The organism is Ornatilinea apprima (genome assembly GCF_001306115.1).
GTDB classification, from domain to species: domain Bacteria; phylum Chloroflexota; class Anaerolineae; order Anaerolineales; family Anaerolineaceae; genus Ornatilinea; species Ornatilinea apprima.
In genome coordinates this window covers 192612-210455 of the sequence record NZ_LGCL01000016.1, presented here as the reverse complement: position 1 = coordinate 210455, position 17844 = coordinate 192612, and the positions used below count along the sequence as shown (strand labels likewise).

At 51.0% G+C, this 17844-nt stretch carries 18 protein-coding genes; 11 read left to right on the top strand and 7 right to left on the bottom strand.

Translation table 11 applies throughout. From position 1 onward, the window contains the following. The first annotated feature begins 336 nt into the window (after nucleotides 1–336). Nucleotides 337–1488, top strand: a complete 1152-nt coding sequence (locus ADN00_RS06050; protein ID WP_152966271.1) for a hypothetical protein — start codon at nucleotides 337–339, stop codon at nucleotides 1486–1488. 73 nt (nucleotides 1489–1561) lie between these two features. Here the strand turns inward: ADN00_RS06050 and ADN00_RS06045 are convergent, their stop codons facing one another. Continuing rightward, the gene (locus tag ADN00_RS06045) at nucleotides 1562–2773 is read right to left on the bottom strand and encodes a glycosyltransferase (RefSeq protein ID WP_075062061.1); all 1212 of its coding nucleotides are present in this window, start codon (nucleotides 2771–2773) and stop codon (nucleotides 1562–1564) included. Nucleotides 2774–2906: 133 nt separating this feature from the next. Here ADN00_RS06045 and ADN00_RS20530 point away from each other — a divergent pair, with 133 nt between their 5' ends. Further along, nucleotides 2907–3062: a cation transporting ATPase C-terminal domain-containing protein gene (locus tag ADN00_RS20530; RefSeq protein ID WP_407944715.1), complete on the top strand. Its 156-nt coding sequence runs from the start codon at nucleotides 2907–2909 to the stop codon at nucleotides 3060–3062. 145 nt (nucleotides 3063–3207) lie between these two features. Here the strand turns inward: ADN00_RS20530 and ADN00_RS06035 are convergent, their stop codons facing one another. Continuing rightward, entirely contained in the window at nucleotides 3208–3858 is a 651-nt protein-coding gene (locus tag ADN00_RS06035) for a hypothetical protein (RefSeq protein WP_075062060.1), read from the bottom strand. A gap of 190 nt (nucleotides 3859–4048) precedes the next feature. Between ADN00_RS06035 and ADN00_RS06030 the strand changes: the two genes are divergently transcribed. From ADN00_RS06030 to ADN00_RS06010, 5 genes are all read left to right on the top strand, one after another. After that, nucleotides 4049–4654, top strand: coding sequence for a TetR/AcrR family transcriptional regulator (locus ADN00_RS06030; protein ID WP_075062059.1), 606 nt, complete (start codon nucleotides 4049–4051; stop codon nucleotides 4652–4654). A gap of 33 nt (nucleotides 4655–4687) precedes the next feature. Next, nucleotides 4688–5545, top strand: a complete 858-nt coding sequence (locus ADN00_RS06025) for a hypothetical protein (protein ID WP_075062058.1) — start codon at nucleotides 4688–4690, stop codon at nucleotides 5543–5545. 213 nt (nucleotides 5546–5758) lie between these two features. Continuing rightward, nucleotides 5759–6385, top strand: coding sequence for a glycine cleavage system protein R (locus ADN00_RS06020; protein ID WP_075062057.1), 627 nt, complete (start codon nucleotides 5759–5761; stop codon nucleotides 6383–6385). A 4-nt stretch (nucleotides 6386–6389) separates the two neighbouring features. After that, nucleotides 6390–7769, top strand: coding sequence for a PFL family protein (locus ADN00_RS06015; protein ID WP_075062056.1), 1380 nt, complete (start codon nucleotides 6390–6392; stop codon nucleotides 7767–7769). A gap of 412 nt (nucleotides 7770–8181) precedes the next feature. Continuing rightward, a complete protein-coding gene (locus ADN00_RS06010) occupies nucleotides 8182–10029 on the top strand; it encodes an SLC13 family permease (RefSeq protein WP_075062055.1) in 1848 nt (615 codons plus the stop codon). 44 nt (nucleotides 10030–10073) lie between these two features. Here ADN00_RS06010 and ADN00_RS06005 read toward each other — a convergent pair whose 3' ends face one another. The 5 genes from ADN00_RS06005 to rph all read right to left on the bottom strand — a co-directional run bounded on the left by ADN00_RS06005 (nucleotide 10074) and on the right by rph (nucleotide 13429). Then, complete coding sequence (locus tag ADN00_RS06005) at nucleotides 10074–11237, bottom strand: sensor histidine kinase (RefSeq protein ID WP_075062054.1); 1164 nt, start codon at nucleotides 11235–11237, stop codon at nucleotides 10074–10076. A gap of 9 nt (nucleotides 11238–11246) precedes the next feature. Continuing rightward, on the bottom strand, nucleotides 11247–11939 hold the full coding sequence (locus ADN00_RS06000; protein ID WP_075062053.1) for a response regulator transcription factor: 693 nt from the start codon (nucleotides 11937–11939) through the stop codon (nucleotides 11247–11249). Then, nucleotides 11932–12177, bottom strand: coding sequence for a hypothetical protein (locus ADN00_RS05995; protein WP_075062052.1), 246 nt, complete (start codon nucleotides 12175–12177; stop codon nucleotides 11932–11934). Before ADN00_RS05995 ends, ADN00_RS06000 begins: the two co-directional genes overlap by 8 nt. Continuing rightward, complete coding sequence (locus ADN00_RS05990) at nucleotides 12149–12550, bottom strand: hypothetical protein (RefSeq protein ID WP_075062051.1); 402 nt, start codon at nucleotides 12548–12550, stop codon at nucleotides 12149–12151. Before ADN00_RS05990 ends, ADN00_RS05995 begins: the two co-directional genes overlap by 29 nt. Nucleotides 12551–12703: 153 nt before the next feature. After that, on the bottom strand, nucleotides 12704–13429 hold the full coding sequence (gene rph / locus ADN00_RS05985; protein WP_075062050.1) for a ribonuclease PH: 726 nt from the start codon (nucleotides 13427–13429) through the stop codon (nucleotides 12704–12706). Between the two features lie 484 nt (nucleotides 13430–13913). Here rph and ADN00_RS05980 point away from each other — a divergent pair, with 484 nt between their 5' ends. From ADN00_RS05980 to ADN00_RS05965, 4 genes are read left to right on the top strand one after another with little or no spacing between them, the layout of a single operon-like run. After that, nucleotides 13914–14870, top strand: a complete 957-nt coding sequence (locus tag ADN00_RS05980) for a sugar-binding transcriptional regulator (RefSeq protein WP_160317474.1) — start codon at nucleotides 13914–13916, stop codon at nucleotides 14868–14870. 5 nt (nucleotides 14871–14875) lie between these two features. Continuing rightward, nucleotides 14876–15313, top strand: a complete 438-nt coding sequence (locus tag ADN00_RS05975) for a PTS sugar transporter subunit IIA (protein WP_075062048.1) — start codon at nucleotides 14876–14878, stop codon at nucleotides 15311–15313. Nucleotides 15314–15334: 21 nt separating this feature from the next. After that, a complete protein-coding gene (locus ADN00_RS05970; protein WP_075062047.1) occupies nucleotides 15335–15628 on the top strand; it encodes a PTS sugar transporter subunit IIB in 294 nt (97 codons plus the stop codon). Nucleotides 15629–15630: 2 nt separating this feature from the next. Continuing rightward, a complete protein-coding gene (locus tag ADN00_RS05965) occupies nucleotides 15631–17796 on the top strand; it encodes a beta-galactosidase (RefSeq protein ID WP_075062046.1) in 2166 nt (721 codons plus the stop codon). The last annotated feature ends 48 nt before the right edge of the window (nucleotides 17797–17844 follow it).

Sequence of the window (17844 nt, the reverse complement as noted above, 5' to 3'; positions counted from 1 at the left end):
TTTTGTGAGTTATACAAAAATAATAACATACTTCAAACATGAAGTCAATCATTAATATTCAGTTAACATTTTGGTTCGCTTTTTTTAATTTCGATGTTGGAGTGAACATGAGGGCAACCAAGCCTGTGCCCACAGCGTTTTGTAGATTTGATTAATATGTAACTTATCTTTTCCTCCCCAATTCCCCCAGTTTTTGTACTGAATAGATGTGTTTCCCGATTTCGTTTTCCAAATATTGGGTGTAAAGTAGTTGTATATCATAACCAATCATCAGCCCGCTGCTCTCAATGACAACCGTGATGCTGTCAAGAAATGAATTTTTCAATGGAGGGTTTCATGGGAAAACCAAACTTCCTTTTCAAGACAATGCTTGGCGTTCTGCTATTCACGTCGTTGGGATGCGGTTTTTTCTCATTATCCAACTCACAAATGGTTAATGAGCAAACAGATCCGGTATTGCCGCAAGAGCTGCCAACGGACATTCAGCCGACGGAGGCACAACCACCTGAAAGTCAAAGTGAAATTGAAATCTCCTATGTCTATACCGATGGTCTGGTTACTTCCCTCTATCACTTGTACGGCACGGTTTTAGACAACTTTGTGGATGTTACCCTGACCAATCACGGCAATGCCAACGGAACGGTCATTGTGGAAACCTATATCGAAGGGTACACAACCAAGGCTTTGGATACGGTTGTCGTGGGTGCGGGTGAATCCATCGAAATTCACCAGAATCCCCGGCTGATGGCAGAAGCAGTAGATAAATTGAATTCCGAAAAACCAGGGACTTTCCATATCAAAATCACCCAGATCGATTCCGATAAAGAATTGACCCTGATTGAAGATAGCCAACAGGTCCTCCTTTACTCCAGGCGTGATTTTGTCTGGATCGATGGCTTTGAAACCGCTGAAGAATATGAGCTTTGGGCCGCCTGGGTTACACCTACTGACCCAAAAGTGGAAGCCTTAATTCGTGCCGCGGCCGATTACACATCCTCTGGTACGATGTGGAGTGGTTACGGTGGTCACGAAAATGATGACAATGGGGGAGTGTGGGAACGGTTGGAGGCGATCTGGAAAGCGGAGGAGGATTATCGGCTGACGTATATCAGTACCATGGTCGCCTACGGACCCAATACGGTGCAGCGCATGCGCCTGCCAGCAGAGGTCATCGAACAGGCCAGCGGTAACTGTGTGGAACTGGCCATCTTATTCGCCTCGGCTGCCGAAGCGCTTGGACTGGAAACAGCCATTATCCGCATTCCTGGGCACGCGTACGTTGCCGTGCGTATGGACCAGGTCAACGCCAATTATTACTTTATTGAAACCACCCTGATTGGACGCGCCAGTTTCAATGATGCGATTAATTTGGGACTGGAAGAATGGAATGACACTATTCCACACCTCGAGGCTCAAGAAGAAGGTTATGCCTGGGTCACCATTCAAGACGCGCGCCAGAAGGGAATACTACCCATTCCGTGGAATTAAAAAGAAGGCATCACCGGGAATTCTTGATTGACTCCCGGTGATGATTTTTCATTTGAATCGCAAATCTTGGGGATTATGTAGATGGCATTGTTTTTCCCCATATCTCCATCGCTTCAATAGCCACCTTTGCGCCCCCATAGGATTTTATTTTCTCTCCCAACTCCAGCGCTTTGATTGCCATTCGGTCTCTCTGCGGAAACAGATCCTGGATCCAGCTGGGTGTGAATTGATTGACTTCACCCATCACCCCCGCACCCAGACGATGGATTTGTTGAGCATTATAGCGTCTCTCAAAGATTGGGCCTGGAAATACAATGAGGGGCACGCCATGAATCAGGGATTCAATGATTGTATTTTGTCCGCCGTGACAGAGAGTCCAATCACAGAAAGGCAATAATGCTTGCGCTGAAACATAAGGCCTCAGCTCCACAGCGCCGAGTCGCTCAACTTCCGTCACACTTTGCGCGCCTACGATAGCTCGCAGCGGTCCATCTTCGGGCAAACAGCGTGATAGCGCATCACGGACCCGATCTACAGATACTGATCCGGTTCCCATGTAAACAAAAATATAGCGTTTGCCCGCCTCCGGAATAAACTCTCTTGCTTCTTTGGGATGAATGGCTGCTAATAATTGCCCCACAAAGCGCACGTCCGGCCGGTTCACGTCTTCATCTTCCAATTCCGGTATGGATGGGATAATTTTTAAGCAGTGTTTGCCAAAAAATAATTCCTCAACTCTTTGCTCCGAAAACCCCTTGGCCGTGAGCACCTGGTTAACAGCGACATTCATGCGCTTCCATGCAAGAGTATTGATCCCGTGCTTCATCGGAGATTGGTAAGCAGAAGCGATCGGCAAACCGGTCAGTTTGGCCAATAGATAAGCGCCAGGGTCAAGATCAGTGAAAAGAAAATCCGGCTTAAATTGGTCTGCCGCCTTTTGTTCAGCCTCAACGACACGAAGCAAAAATTTTCCATGCGCCATACCAGAAATCATCAGTACCAACCAGATGCTGCCAATTGACCTGCCCGGGGGCACCGGCAAAGTGACTGACTGTGAACGCTTCTCTATGCGCCGTGAGATTGGTGCCGGTAGCCCCAAAAGCGTGGGGATGGGCGTTGAGAAAACGGCAAACCCGCGCCCGCGGAGAGTTTGTTCCAAATAACCTGAAGCGCAAAAGGCAACTTCATGCCCGCCAGCTTTTGCCGCCTCTGCTATCGCCATAACGCGAGTCAATCCACCCCAGGTGCCGGTTGCGGGAGAGAAAAGGGGAATAAGCATTTTCATGGAAATCTCTCTTGAAAGCCAAACGTTCTGTGGTCATCAAGCCCAATCAACGATTGTGATGATTCAATCATTATACTCCGCGCATGGCTGAACGCCCAACAACAGCACAAAAAAAGGAAAGACCCATAAGTCGATCCACATTGCGGCCACCGAGTTGCCCTTTATGCAATCTTTGCTGCACACAGAACCGCTGTCTATTCAATATTGGCTAACGTTCACCGCGCTGGGCGCCATCATCCTGATCGTGTTGGAGACGCACAAGTGGCTGTCTACCCGTCGCAGCGCGTAGACAGGCAAAACCAACCTTGCAGGACGCATGAATGGAATCGTAAAGTGCTAACCTGTAGTTAAAAATAAAACCGAGCGGCTGGCTAGAATGCTTTACCGCTCGATTTTCTTTATACGCTGCGGAACAGAGGTCCGCGCAACCAGATTTATGGACAGCCGAAGCTTCCCTCAGCCAGCTTGAAGCAGAAAGCCTGTCCGTCTTGGTTTTCCATGCGCACCAGCTCCGGTGTTGCTTCCGTGATATGCAGAGATCCGCTCGCTTCAGCGGCAGGGTAAAAATCGGTCGTGGAGTTCACCAGGTCGGCCTGGGTAACCACCACAATCACCAGCCCTTGTTGCGGATTTTCCCCGCTGGCGCCGGCGAAAACCTGAACATACTCTTCTCCCACTTTTTCCTGCCAATAATTTTCAATCAGCGCCTGAGATGGTTTGAACAAACCCTCGTCGCCGGGGAAAATGCCGCTGTTAAAGGGAATCTCTTCTCCCTCTCCCCCGACTGCATCCAACGCCTGCACCTGAGCTCCCGGCACGGGTGTGGCCGCTTGCAGTGTAGCGATACGAATGGCCATGTCCAGTTTTTCTTGCAGGCTTGCGCGGGTTTGCTCATCCAGCTCCGGGTTGCTGAGCTGCTCCTCCAAAAAGGCGATCTCCCCCGCGTCGGCATTGCCGCCGTTACCGCCATTTTCGGACGCGGACACCGTATCAGGGGTGGCGGTCAGGCGAATGTCGCAAGCCGCCAGGAGCACGCTCAGACTAACAATAATGGTGACCAACAAAGAAATTTTCAGGCTTTTCATTCCAATATTCCTTGGTATGTTTATCAGACTCTCTCCTTTGATTATAACGAATTTCATCCAGCGGTGAGAACGAACCTGATCTCCAGCGTGTTGTGTTTTGCAGAAGCAAATGAAGGTTCACCCTTGTCAAGTCAAAAAGAACGTAGTATATTATGTGAACATTGTTTACTTATCTTACGGAGTTCATTAAATGGAACGAAAACCCAGGCAAAGACGGCAATCCCGCACCCGGCAGGAAATTCTGGACGCAGCCCGTGCCATTCTGTTTGAACATGGCGTTGAAGGTCTTTCCATTCGCGCTGTTGCCGACCGGGCAGATTATTCTCCTTCCGCTTTATACCGCTACTTCGCCAGTAAAGAAGAAATCCTTTCCGCCCTGCGCGAAGAGGGTCGCCAGCTTAACGCAGAGGTTCAAAGCAAGCATATTCGCTCAAACCAGACCACTCGCGAGTTGTTCATTAGTCTGGGTGCCAGCTATTTGGAATTCGCGCGCCAGTATCCTGCGCATTATCAGCTCATCATGAACCCATCCGATGATGTGCCGGCGAATTTTGAATCACTCACGCAAGATCCACAGTTCGCAGGACTGCTGCAGTTTGCCGAAGCCATGGTGACGGGTGGAAAAATTACCCTACCAGCCGGTTCCGGGCCCATTCATCTTGCCTTTCTGATGTGGTTTGTAGCGCATGGGGCCTCGATGGCGCAGATCACCATGCTGCGCAACTGCCCGGATGAGTTTACAGAAATTAGCGCGCAAGTTTTTGCAATGCTTTGTGATCTATTCCACCTGGATTAACCAGGATTAACCACTCGATTTGGAGATTCAGTAATGAAAAACTCAAAAGCACTGTTTATCTTACCCCTCATGATTGCCGCACTGGCACTGGTTGCCGCTGCTTTAGGCGTATTCTGGCAGGGCAGCGGAGAACCCATCGAGTTCACCTCGGTTTTCGGCGAAACCTATACTTTACAAGGGCGCGGCGTTTACCAGCACGACACGATCAATTATGCGGCTCAAGCCAAATCGCAGGACATCATCACCCTCTTCTTGGGCATTCCCCTGCTGATAACCGGCGTAATCCTTAACAAGAAAGGGACGCTGCGCGGCCGGCTGATCCTGACCGGCGCGTTGGGATACTTCCTATACACTTACACCTCATTGGTCTTTCTCGCGGCTTATAATTCTTTCTTTCTTATTTATGTGGCACTTTTCTCGATGAGCCTGTTTACCTTCATCCTCGCTATGATGGGGCTGAAACCTGACCAGATTGCCGAGCGGGTAACCCGCAGGTTTCCCCGCCGTTGGGTCATCACCTTCCTGGTCATTCTGAGCCTGTTCTTATTGATGGCCTGGCTGGGTCTGATCGTCCCCTCCCTCACCAACGGAGGTGCGCCTTCTGGCCTGGAAACCTACACCACCCTGGTCATCCAGGCGCTGGACCTGGGCATCATCGTCCCGGTCAGTCTGCTGAGCGCCTATTTGCTGTGGAAAAAACAGGCATGGGGATACGCCCTTTCTTTTGTCGTGATGCTCAAAGGGTCACTGATGGGCGCCGCAATCATCGCCATGATCGTTGGGCAAGCCCTTGCCGGCGTGCCCTTTGACCCGGTGATGGCTGCCATCTTCGCGCTGATCTGCTTGTGTGGCATTGGCCTGGCCGCTGTCATGCTCAAGAACATCCGCTAAAACACTTACCCAAAACACCTTCACATCCCCGGTTGCCCGGGGATACTTTTTTTACAACCAGGAGCATCACTCTGTTGGTTGGCCTTCAAGACCGAACAAAGTCATCGTTTTCATCAGGATGGATGATCCGGCCAGCTCGATTCTATGTTATCCTTACCCATTAATTCACCCCAAAAGGCATTTTTCGCCATCATTCCCAGGCTTGAGGTTTCCATGAGCGACACGCAAGAACAATTTATCATTTCCATTATGTCCCGCGACCGGGTCGGCATCGTCTATGAAATATCCAACGCCGTCAGCCAATTGAATGGTAACCTGGCCGATGTGCGCCAGACCCTGATGTGTGGCTATTTCACCATGATTCTACTGGCCAGCTTTCCCCCCGAAGTAACCCAGCGCACCATCGAACGCAAATTAGCCGAGGTAGACGCGCGCAGCGAGACACCCATTGTTGCCGCTGTAAAAAGGTTGGACGCCACCGACCTGCGCCCCACCGCCGACTTTCCGGAGAATTCCTATGTTCTCACCGCCCGCGGACCTGACCGGATTGGTTTTGTTGCCACCGTTTCGAATTTTTGCCAGCAACACAATATCAACATTCTCGACCTTTCCACCACCGCTTCAGACCAGGAATACCTGATGATCCTGATCATCGATCTCAGCCAGGCCGCGTCTATCACCCAGGTGCGCCAGGATTTGAAGCAATTCACCCAAGAGACAGGCCTGCAAATGGTGCTGCAGCACCGCGATATCTTCCGCGCCGTGAATGAGATCAACCTGCCCGCCCGCGTAGGCGGTAACATAAGCCTGATCCAATTCGATTCCCATATAGGAGGCTAAGCCCATGATCCGCCCCGAAGAAATCATCCATACCATTGATATGATCCAGAAAGAAAATCTGGATGTGCGCGCGGTGACCATGGGCATCAGCCTGCTCGACTGCCACCGCGTAGACGTTCACCGCACCTGCGAAGCCATCAAGGAGAAGATCAAGCGCTGCGCTGGCAGCCTGGTCTCCACCTGCGACGCCATCAGCGCCGAGTACGCCATCCCCGTCGTCAATAAACGCATTGCGGTTACCCCCATCGCGCATGTGGGCGCCGGCTTTGACGCGGAAGGGTTCGTAGAAATCGCCAGAGCATTGGACGAAGCCGCCAGCGCCGTGGGGGTTGACTTTTTGGGTGGTTTCTCCGCGGACGTGGCCAATGGGGTTACGATTGGCGACCGCGCCCTGATCGACGCCATTCCGCAGGCGCTCACCTGCACCAAAAAAGTCTGCGCGTCCGTCAACGTAGGCGCCACCCGCTACGGCATCAATATGGATGCGATTGTATTACTGGGACAAACCGTGAAAGAATTAGCCGAGCGCAGCGCCGATAGCGGTGGATTCGCGGCGGCCAAGTTTGTGGTATTCACCAACCAACCCGGCGACAATCCCTTCATGGCCGGGGCCATTCACGGTCTTGGTCAGCATGAGGTTGTTATTAATGTCGGTGTCAGCGGACCGGGGGTGATCGCTCGCGCTTTGGAGCGAAAAATTGCTCAGGTGGGCAGCGAAAACCTGGGGCTTCACGACCTGGCCGAAGAAATCAAACGCACCGCTTTCCGCGTTACCCGCAGCGGCGAGTTGATTGGCCGCCAGGTAGCCCAAGCGCTGAACGTGCCCTTTGGCGTGGTGGATCTCTCGCTGGCTCCCACCCCCAATGTAGGCGACAGCGTGGGTGAGATCATGCAAATTCTGGGGGTAGATGCCATCGGAGCGCCGGGCTCCACGGCCATCATCGCCCTGCTCAACGACGCGGTCAAAAAAGGCGGCACCTTTGCCAGCCAGAGTGTAGGCGGGCTGAGCGGTGCCTTCATCCCGGTGTGCGAAGACCAGGCCCTGGCCAATGCCGTGCGCGATGAAAGCCTCGTGCTGGAGAAGCTGGAAGCCATGACCAGTGTCTGCTCAGTTGGCCTGGATATGATCGCCATCCCCGGTTCGGTCGATGCGGCCACCATCTCAGCCATCATCGCGGACGAAATGGCCATCGGCATGATTAACGGCAAAACCACCGCCGTGCGTCTGATCCCTGTGCCCGGCAAAGAAGCTGGTGAATTTGTTTCGTTTGGCGGCCTGTTCGGTGAGAGCGCCATCGCTCCCGTGCGTAACGCGGGCAAGTCCGCGCGCTTTGTGAAGTTTGGCGGCAAAATCCCCGCCCCCATTCACAGCCTGAGGAATTAGCCGGCTGCGAAAGGCACGCCAAACAGAGCACTGCACACTCACACCTTGAAAACTAGGCAGCCGGGAAAAAAGTGTCCATCCAGGATGGGCAGCTCGCTGCCTATTGGCGCAACAGCTCTACATGATGCCATAATGGCGATTCTCTTGAGGATGCAAAAAAAATCGTGCAGCCTTAGATGCCTGACTTGCAATCCAAGCAGAAGCAATCTAAACTAGGGTCAGACCAGGTGGTCTGGCCCTTTTATCCTCCCGCCGAGAAAGATCGGGTAATCACAGCAGGATCGATGCGGGCTGACTGCTAAAATAATCATTTTTCTTCGTAAGAAACCCTCAGAACAGGGTCTAGAAAGGGTGTGTGCCACTCACCTTTTGCAATGGTTAATCACTGCACAAAGGAAATCGATAAAACCTCATGACTACATCTCAAATTCTCATTTTAATAGTCGTGGCAGTACCCCTGATTGGGGTCATCATCGGGCGGCTCCGCATGGATACCGCAGCCTTAACGATAACAGGGTTACTGGCCATTCTCCAATTCGTTGGGTTCAGCGTTTTTGGCCCTGCCGGTCAGCCTGAGTTGGCGGTACAGTCGCTGGCGGGGTTCAGCCAAGATGCTGTGATTATTTTGATCAGCGTCTTTATTCTCACCACCGCGCTGGAAAAAAGCGGCTTCGCGCGCTGGATCAGCAAACAAATTCTCAAAGTTGGCGGCAACTCACTTCGGCGACTGACCTTCTTGTTTGCCAGCACAGCCGCGTTCTTATCGCTTTTCATGAATGATGTAGCCGCGGGCGCGCTGCTCATTCCCAGCGTGCTGGATGTTTGCCGGCGAACCGGGATTAATCCCGGAAAACTCCTCATACCCGTATCGTATGGCAGTCTGCTGGGTGGCATGGCCACCTACTTCGCCACAGCCAACATTCTCGCCAGTTCCCTCCTGCAGAGTGCTTCCCCGCCACAAGAGCCCCTTTCGGTGCTGGCCTTTGTGCCGACCGGCGGACTCATTGCGGTCATTGGCATCCTTTTCCTCACCTTCTTTGGCCCCCGCTTTCTGCCCGAACGCAAACAAGCCTCCGCCTATCAAGATTCCAGGCCTACCGGCAGCGAGCTCGAACAGGCTTATGGGCTCTCAGAACGCACCTGGAAGGTTACCGTCAAAAAAGATTCAATCCTCTGCGGCAAGAAACTGAGCGAAATTGGCCTGGGGCAGAACTACGGCATTACCCTGGCGGCGCTGCAGAACGGGAACGGCATGCTCCTTTCACCCGGCCCTGAATACACCATCAAAGCCGGCAATCAATGGCTGATCATTGGCCGCGAGGAGCGCGTCCGGGAATTAGAGGCGAATGAACCCGGTCTGAGCGTTGAAGCCGTAGATGAACAAACCAGCTTGAGCAAACGAGGGCTGGATATTTTTGAAATGCTCGTCCTCCCGCGTTCCAGCGTGATTGGTAAAACCCTGAAAGAAGTTGATTTCCGCAACCATTATGGCTGGTCGGTGATCGCTCTTCAAAGAGGAAACAGTTCTTACCGGACCGATGTGGGCAATTTCCGTCTGGCGTCAGGCGATTCGCTCCTGGTGGTCGGAGAACTTGCCCGCAAAGAGATTGTCTCAACTGACCAGGATTTTATTCTTCTCGAGCCAAGCGCGTCTGACCATCCGCCAAAATTGCGAGAAACCGTCATTGCTCTCGGTCTGCTGCTTGGCGCTGTTGTGGTCGCTTTACTGGGTGTACCCGTTTATATTGCCGTCCTGATTGCCGCGCTCCTCGCCATCGCTACTCGAATAATCTCGATGCAGGAAGCCTATAAAGCCATCGAGTGGCAGGTGATCATTGCCGTTGGCGGGATGTACAGCTTCACAATCGCGCTGGTGGAAAGCGGTCTCGCGGACAGCGCGGGGGCGGTCATGGCGCGTCTCGCGGACCATTTTGGCCCGCTTGGTTTGGCTGGCGGGTCCTTTCTAATTGCTTCGGCACTTTCGCAGATCATGGGCGGCCAATTTGAGATGCTGATGACCGGCCCGGTTGCCATCAGCGCCGCAATCCAGTACGGAATCAACCCCCAAGCCATCGCCCTGGCGGTTGCCATTGGATGCTCCAACTCATTTCTCACGCCAATGGCCCACCCTGTCAATCTCATCATGATGAGCCCGGGCGGCTACAAGTTCAGCGACTTTTTGAAAATTGGTTGGAAGATGGCTCTTTTGGCTTTTCTGGGACTGCTGGCTGGCATGGTTCTGTTCTGGGGATTGTACTAGCCGTTGTGGTCGCGCCTGGGCCGATTTAGCGGATACGATCAAACCTATCCTGCAGCCGGCATCTCGATTTGAAAGCGAGTGCCCGAGCCTACCTGGCTGTTGACCGTGATCTTCCCTCCATGTGCTTCGATCAATTGCCGGGTAATCGCCAGACCCAGTCCGCTGCCCACCCCTTTCGACTGCGTGCGTGCCGCGTCGCCTTTCCAGAAACGGTCAAAGATAAAGGGAAGATCAGCCGCGTCTATCCCCGCGCCGTCGTCCTCTACCTCAATATACACGCGCTTCGAAGCGCCGGAATAGGCGCGCAAAATAATCTGCCCGCCCGGCGCGGTATAACGCAGCGCGTTGGCAATCAGGTTGTGAATGGCTTGTTGAAAGCGATCTATGTCTATGCGCAATATCAGAGAGCCAGGCGCTGTGTCATCCGGTCTCAGGCGCGTAAACTCATTTTGCTCCTCGGTCTTCACCCATAAAGACAGATTCACCCCTGCCTGCTCTGCCTGGCCGGAGAAGTTGATCACAATATCGGCCAGCAGTTCAAACAGGTCAACCGGCTCCAACACCAGCGGCAGCCGGCCGCTCTCTGCCAGCGTCAGTGTTCGCAGGTCTTCCACCAGGCGGTTCAAAAGCCGGGTTTCATCCAGCAAACCCTCCATGTGTTCCCGGTCAATCTCAATCACCCCGTCCAGCATCCCCTCCAGGTTGCCCTGCAGAATGTGAATCGGGTTGCGCAGCTCATGAGCAATATCGGCGCTCAGATTTTTGCGCTGCTGGTCAGCCACCTCCAACTGCTCGGCCATCTTGTTGAACGCGCTGACCAGGTTTTTTAACTCCCCTGCCGCGGGCGTTTCCACGCGCGCGGAGAAATTTCCGCTGGCTACCTCGCGCGAAGCCTCCACCAAGTCCGAAAGCGGAGAGGCCAGGCTGCGGTAGGCGCGCTTCCCCACGAAACCCAGAACAGTAATCACCCCCATCAGCAGCAGCAATCCGCCCAACCAGGTCAGAGCGTCCAGTGCGGTTCCCCGCTCTAAAAACGCCGATACCAAAAAGGTAAGGATGGAAAAGCCAAAGATCCCCAAGAACACCAGAAAGCCAAAGGAAAACAGCATGCGCACAAAGAAATGTCCGCGGCGGTTACGTTGCCAATCGGACTTCCAGGTTTTGCGCGCGTACCGGCGGAATTCTCTACGATCCCACTTGTTCCACATCAGGCGCTCTCACATCGCAAATTCATCATTAAACTTATACCCAATGCCGTACACTGTTAGAATGTACACTGGCTCGAGAGGATTGGGTTCGATCTTCTTGCGCAAGTTCTTAATATGCGCGTCAATGCTGCGGTCAAAGCCTGAAACCACCACCCCGTGCAAATGATCCATCAACTGCTCGCGCGTCATCGTTTGGCCGGGGTGCTGCGCCAGAACTGCCAGCAGCTTAAATTCATTGGGGGAAAGGTGCAATGCGGCCCCCGCTTTTTTTACCGTATGTCCTTCCAGATCAATCTCAAGGTCATGAACGCGCACCTGGTTCAACTGCCGGATTTCTCCTTTTGCCCGCCGCAGCAAGGCCCGCACCCGCGCCACCAACTCACGCGGCGAAAAGGGCTTGGTAATATAGTCGTCCGCGCCCAATTCCAGGCCAATCAGGCGGTCGGTTTCTTCCACTCGGGCAGTCAGCATGATGACCGGCACATCCGACTCACGGCGCAGCCGTCGGCATACATCCAGACCATCCATCACCGGCAAATTCAAGTCCAGCACCACCAGATCGGGTTTAATGGTGCGCATCAAAACCAATGCTGTTTGGCCGTCTCCGGCGGCCTGCACCCGGTAACCACCGTTCTCCAGGTAGCTCCTGGCCAAATCCACAATTTTCGGTTCGTCATCCACAATCAGAATGGTTTCATTCATCCGTTAGCTCATCCACACGCGGGTATGCAAAATATATAACGGTTTTTGCGTCAATAAACTCTGCATTCCAACCAGCACACTTCTCTAAGTATTCTACCAAAAGCTGATCTTCAGGAATGCTGATTAGAATGGTATTGACCTGCATTTCGAGAATTTCCCTTATCCAGGGATATTTCTGTCTGGATAAGGGATCATCTTGATGAATACGATCAGGCTTCTGATTCTGGTTTAGGTTCATCTTTTACCTCTCCCCAGGCATAGGGGCAACCGTAGTGGAAACGATGGAAGTGGTGGTGCATCGGTCCATATCCATAAAACTTCGCCTGACGGAATTTCGCGAACATTTCCGGGCCGCCCATCTTCTTCCAGAAATAATACCGGGCCAGCGCGCCGGTAATCGAGAGCACCAGCGCCACCCCGGCAATGATCAATACCGTCGGGATCCAGTTCTGCAGATCGATAACAACCGGCGCGGGCGCGATCATCTCACCCTGCCCGGCAGCATACCCCTGCGCCCATGCGCCGCGGAAAAGCAAGTTGCCGCCCGCAAAGACCAGCAACAGCAGCAGAATCAGACTAATGAGACGCCCAAAAAATCGATGGAAAAACATTTCAACCTCCTGTTGAATATTTGATTGCCGTTATCATAAGAAAAGATTGTGAAAGAATTGTGAGCGTTTGCGGCAAACACTGTGGAGGTTATCTCCCGATGTCCACAAAAAAGCAGCCCGGCCGGGCTGTTTTCATCGAGAAGCTTTTGATGGTTATGCGTAGATCGCTGCCTGTTGGAGGATCAAAATTTCGCGAATCCCCTGCTCTGCCAGGTCCAGCATCGCATTCAAACTGCGCCGGTCGTAAGGTTCCTTCTCAGCGGTTCCCTGCACCTCAATAAATTTTCCATCCGCGGTCATCACCACGTTCAGGTCCACTTCAGCGGACGAGTCCTCGCCGTAATTCAAGTCCAGGCAGGCATAGCCGTTGACCATTCCCACGCTCACGGCCGCCACCGGCGGCAGCAAAGCGGAAGCCGGCAGCAGCCCCTGGGCGGTTAATTTGTTCACCGCGATGGCCAACGCCACATAACTGCCATTGATTGAAGCCGTGCGCGTGCCCCCATCGGCTTGAATCACGTCGCAGTCAATCAGCAAGGTACGCTCACCGATCTGACTTAAGTCCACCGCCGCGCGCAGCGAGCGCCCAATCAACCGGCGAATCTCCTGCGTGCGGCCTTTTAGCCCGTTTGTCTCACGCGGATTGCGCTTCTGGGTCGATTGCGGCAGCATGGAGTACTCCGCCGTCAACCAGCCCACTCCGCGCCCCGCCATCCAATCGGGCACTTTCTCTTCCACACACACATTGCACAGCACGCGCGTTTTGCCCATTTCCACCAGCACCGACCCATGCGGGTAATCCACATAATCGGTCGTAAAGCACAGCGGGCGAAGCTCATCCGGTCTGCGGCCGTCCAGGCGTACTTTTTGTTCTGGCATCTCAACTCCATTCTGGTTAGTCTTTTCGATAGTTTAACATCTTGAATTCAAGTAAGGTCTTATGCTAGTTCAAACTGATTATCGAAAGGTCCTCCGATAGGGAAGAAATGGGTCATTACAACACAATCATGGCAAACGAAGGGCACTATGATGATAACGAACTTTAAGGATTTTTGCACCAGAATATTTGTTGTCAAAGTGGTCTGTATTCAAAAGGATTTAAAGTATTCCTTTCGCCTAAAAACCAATTTAGTTGTGGCTGCTTTGCGAAATTCTTCTGCCAGTTGCAAAGCTTCTTCTTTTCAATTACGACCTTCCTGATTGTATACAAACCTTTCCATGCGACGAAGAAGCAATTCTGATCTGCGCGCTAAATGGACGCCCGACTCTAAATTGGGTATTGCCTTCTAAATTATTTCTTGTATAATGGAAATATGTACATTAAATGTACATATGTAAACTAATAAATCCTCAAGGCAAAACCATGTTCAATCAAATTGATCAAGCCGAATACCGTTTATGCGTTCGAGTTGCCAGATTGTATTACGACAGTGGATTCACACAAAACGAGATCGGCGAAAAGTTGGGTTATTCGCGTGTAACCATCCACCGTATCTTAAACAGAGCTATTGAATTAGGTATTGTTGAGATCAAAATCAATGCTCCACAAAACCAAAACTTCGATTTGGAACAAGATCTGATTGTGAAATTCAATCTTCGTGATGCGGTTGTAGTTGGTGATCCCGAAGGAGATGACTCAATCTATTTTGCTTTAGCCAGAGGTGCGGCAGATTGGCTCAAACGGTCTCTAAAGAGTGGCATGCGGGTTGGTTTGGGTTTGGGACGCACCATCTCGCATCTACCAATTATGTTTTCCACTGACAATTCCATCGATTGTACTTTTATCGAAATTGTGGGCGGGGCGTCGGATCATTCAGGTGGTTTTGCCAAATACAACATCACCTCAAAAATGGCGGAAATCGCTGGTGGGAAGGCAGAATTTCTGTACGCTCCGAATCTTGTTTCAAACGCAGAAATTCAAAAGGCTCTTGTCAATGAGCCATCCATATCAGCAGCACTTGATCGAGCCAGACATTCGGACATTGTTATCCAAAGTATAGGTACTGTCGATAATTCTGCAATTCTATATGTCGAAAAGAAGATCACCCTGGAAGAGCTGAAAAGCTTACAAATTGCTGGGGCGGTTGGAGACGCATTGGGGCATTATTTTAATCAAAATGGAGAGATTGTTTCCACCTTTCTCGATAATCGAATTATCGGCATTAGCCTGGATGATTTAAAGAAAATTCCCTGGAGTGTTTTAGTAGCCGGTGGTGAAGAGAAGAAAACAGTTATTCAAGCTGCCATGAAAGGCAACTTCTTTAATGTCCTTGTCACAAACGCCGATACGGCCAAATACCTATTATCCCAAAGTGAGTAAACAGTATGTTATCCAAATATCTTTCTCCGCAAGCGATTCTTTTGCAAGTGCCCGTCAAAGATTGGAAAGAAGCTGTTGAAATGGGGGGCGCTTTATTGGTAGATACCGGTAAATGCGAACCTCGTTACGTTGATGCGATGGTTCGAGCGGTTCAAGATTTGGGTCCCTATATGGTATTGGCTCCCGGCCTTTCGTTGGCCCATGCCCGTCCGGAGGATGGAGCCTTGCAGGTTGGAATGAGCATTGTCTCCCTATCAACACCGGTCGATTTTGGGTCCGAAGCGAACGACCCCGTTCAGCTGGTCATTTCCTTTTGCGGCATAGATCATTCCAGCCATATTGAAATGCTGAAATCGCTGGCTGAATTTCTGGTAGTGGAAGAGAACCAGAATTTGCTCAAGTCCTCCAATTCAATTGAGGAAATTTTAAAAGCGTTTCAATAACCATTTTGTTAGGAGAGTAAGATGAAAAAGCTTCGAATCATGACGGTTTGTGGATTTGGTTTGGGGTCCAGCATGATATTGAAAATCACCCTGGATGGAATTCTCAAAGAAAACAATATTCAAGCTGAGACTTTTTGCGCAGATTCGACCACCGCGGTGGGCGAATCATTTGATGTGGTATTTACTTCGAGAGATATGTCCCAATTATTCAAAAACGTCAACAAACCGGTGGTCGTGATTGATAACTTCTTAAGTAAAGATGAAATCAGATCTAAAGGTCTCGAGGTTGTGCAAAAGGCCGCTGCCGAGTCTTAAAGATGATCGAACAACAGACCTTTCACTACGGAGCCTCTTACTCACCGCTCATCTTTGATGAAGCGGAATGGGAAAAAGACCTGGTTTTGATGCATAAATCAGGGATGAACCTGATTCGCTTGGGGGATGTGCATGCCTCGTGGGATCGCATTGAACCCAGGGAAGGCTTTTTTGAATTCGAGAAGCTTGGCCGCTTCTATTCAAAAGCGAACGATTTTGGAATCAAAATCATCATCAGCACCGGGGCATCTTCTCCTCCACTCTGGCTTGCAAAAAAACATCCCGATTTACCCTTACTTTCCAATACGGGACAACGGTATCCGCTTGGGGCTTCCTATCATTGGGCTTGTATTCATCATCCTGGTTATCAAATCGCTCTTGAAAGGTATATTTGCGCGCTGCTCGAATTTACCGCTCAACAGCCCAATCATTTTGGCTGGCAAATCACAAACGAAATTGGTTTTCCGTTCTTGCCCGCCCGCGAAGAATCCATTTTGGGGCTTTACTGCTACTGCGACCACTGCGGTGCGAAATTCCGCGAGTGGATAAAAGAAAAATACCAATCTCTGGAAGCTGTAACGCAGGCCTGGTCTTGGGGTACTACCAATTATGTCTATAACGATTGGGCGGATATTTTTCCCCCAGAAAGTATGCCCGCCGCCTGGGCGGGTGTGACCAAGTGGATTGATTGGCGCCTTTTTTGGCAGCAAGCCTTTGCGGAATACGCTGGATGGCAGCACCAACTTATTCGTCAGCGAGATCATGATCACCCAACTTCTGTAAACACCTTTAACTTCAAGGGGTATGACCGCTTTGGCACCTTCATGGGGCTTGATCAATGGCAAATCGCTAAAAAAGTTGACCATATCGGCTACGATCTTTATCCTGGCAGCGGAAACAAAATGGCGTCCCGTCCCGAACACATTTCCATCTTTCTTGACCACGGGCGCAGTGTTGCCCAGTCAGTTGGCCGGGATTTTTGGCTGCATGAAATTGAAAGTGGACCAATTGGCGGCTGGGTAATGGGCCCCGATTTCAACACCCGCCCCCAAGATGTGACGAATTATGTGATGGATTCATTGGGACATGATGTCAAATTAATCCTATTTATGCCCTGGCGCGAGTGGGATTACCAGCCATTGCATTGGGGCGCATTGGTCGATCTGGATGGAAAACCGACCAAGCGATATCAATCCGCGCTGGAATTAGGCAATTTTATTAGGGATCATAATGAATTTTTAATGCAAGCGCATGCCCCCCGTGGAGAAGTTGCCATTCTGGAATCCAAACCTAATGCCATTTTCTTCAGAGGGATTGACGAGGAAGAACAGCTTTTTACAGCCCAACGCGGAGCATACCGTGCCTTTTGGGAGGCCGGGTATTCAGTGGACTTCATCACTCCCGAACAGGTGTTTTCTGGGTCCGCAAACCCATATCGGGTAATCGTGATGCCGATGATGGGCTTGCTGGATGTAGATTTATCCGAAATGCTAGCCGAGTATGTAAATAATGGCGGCACCTTAGTGGGCTTCTCCCGGTGTGGCACACTCGATTCCCGCGGATGGTACCAACATAACTTACCTATCTCTGGATTACGCAAGGCGTTTGGTATCGAACGGGTTGAACCCGATCGATTGGATGGAGTTCAAATCGATTTTAATGGCGAATTATTTGATGGTTGGTGGAATCGCGACATGGTAATCCCTGAAAAAGAAACAAAAGTATTAGCCACCTTCCTCGACCAATACCCCGCGGTGACCTTGTCTTCCTATGGTTCAGGGAACGCAATTTATCTGGCCTCGCAGTGCGACTCAGGACACCTAAAGAATGGCCAATCAATTCTTGCGCAAATAATCAAACAAGTATTGCCTCAACTGGGTATTCACCCTCGTTTCAAACTGGAATACACCCAGAAAAAACATCGTGAAATTGATCCGCACTTGCTGATCGGTGCTGATCGGGTTTGGGTTTTGATTAGCAATTACTTAAGGACTGCTTCGCAAACGCGTCTGTCAATCGACTTGCGCGATCAAAAAGCGATTGAAGTGAAACGGATCTGGCCAAAAGAAGGTGTGATTGATTGGAGTCAGAAATCAGAAGAATTATTAATGTCATTTAGTCTAGATTCTGAGGAGGTGTCTGTAATTGAAATAATTCTAGAGAATTAACCAATTCTTGTAACTCATTTTTACTACCAAATAAAAAAGGAGCATGGA

Excerpts from the sequence above, each read along its gene's own strand:
- ADN00_RS06025 (WP_075062058.1), top strand. The coding sequence starts at position 4,688 with ATGAAAAACTCAAAAGCACTGTTTATCTTACCCCTCATGATTGCCGCA.
- ADN00_RS05990 (WP_075062051.1), bottom strand. The coding sequence starts at position 12,550 with ATGTTTTTCCATCGATTTTTTGGGCGTCTCATTAGTCTGATTCTGCTG.
- ADN00_RS06030 (WP_075062059.1), top strand. The coding sequence starts at position 4,049 with ATGGAACGAAAACCCAGGCAAAGACGGCAATCCCGCACCCGGCAGGAA.
- rph (WP_075062050.1), bottom strand. The coding sequence starts at position 13,429 with ATGCCAGAACAAAAAGTACGCCTGGACGGCCGCAGACCGGATGAGCTT.
- ADN00_RS06000 (WP_075062053.1), bottom strand. The coding sequence starts at position 11,939 with ATGAATGAAACCATTCTGATTGTGGATGACGAACCGAAAATTGTGGAT.
- ADN00_RS06005 (WP_075062054.1), bottom strand. The coding sequence starts at position 11,237 with ATGTGGAACAAGTGGGATCGTAGAGAATTCCGCCGGTACGCGCGCAAA.
- ADN00_RS05980 (WP_160317474.1), top strand. The coding sequence starts at position 13,914 with ATGTTCAATCAAATTGATCAAGCCGAATACCGTTTATGCGTTCGAGTT.
- ADN00_RS06035 (WP_075062060.1), bottom strand. The coding sequence starts at position 3,858 with ATGAAAAGCCTGAAAATTTCTTTGTTGGTCACCATTATTGTTAGTCTG.
- ADN00_RS06020 (WP_075062057.1), top strand. The coding sequence starts at position 5,759 with ATGAGCGACACGCAAGAACAATTTATCATTTCCATTATGTCCCGCGAC.
- ADN00_RS06010 (WP_075062055.1), top strand. The coding sequence starts at position 8,182 with ATGACTACATCTCAAATTCTCATTTTAATAGTCGTGGCAGTACCCCTG.
- ADN00_RS06015 (WP_075062056.1), top strand. The coding sequence starts at position 6,390 with ATGATCCGCCCCGAAGAAATCATCCATACCATTGATATGATCCAGAAA.
- ADN00_RS05965 (WP_075062046.1), top strand. The coding sequence starts at position 15,631 with ATGATCGAACAACAGACCTTTCACTACGGAGCCTCTTACTCACCGCTC.
- ADN00_RS05970 (WP_075062047.1), top strand. The coding sequence starts at position 15,335 with ATGAAAAAGCTTCGAATCATGACGGTTTGTGGATTTGGTTTGGGGTCC.
- ADN00_RS06045 (WP_075062061.1), bottom strand. The coding sequence starts at position 2,773 with ATGAAAATGCTTATTCCCCTTTTCTCTCCCGCAACCGGCACCTGGGGT.
- ADN00_RS05975 (WP_075062048.1), top strand. The coding sequence starts at position 14,876 with ATGTTATCCAAATATCTTTCTCCGCAAGCGATTCTTTTGCAAGTGCCC.
- ADN00_RS06050 (WP_152966271.1), top strand. The coding sequence starts at position 337 with ATGGGAAAACCAAACTTCCTTTTCAAGACAATGCTTGGCGTTCTGCTA.
- ADN00_RS05995 (WP_075062052.1), bottom strand. The coding sequence starts at position 12,177 with ATGAACCTAAACCAGAATCAGAAGCCTGATCGTATTCATCAAGATGAT.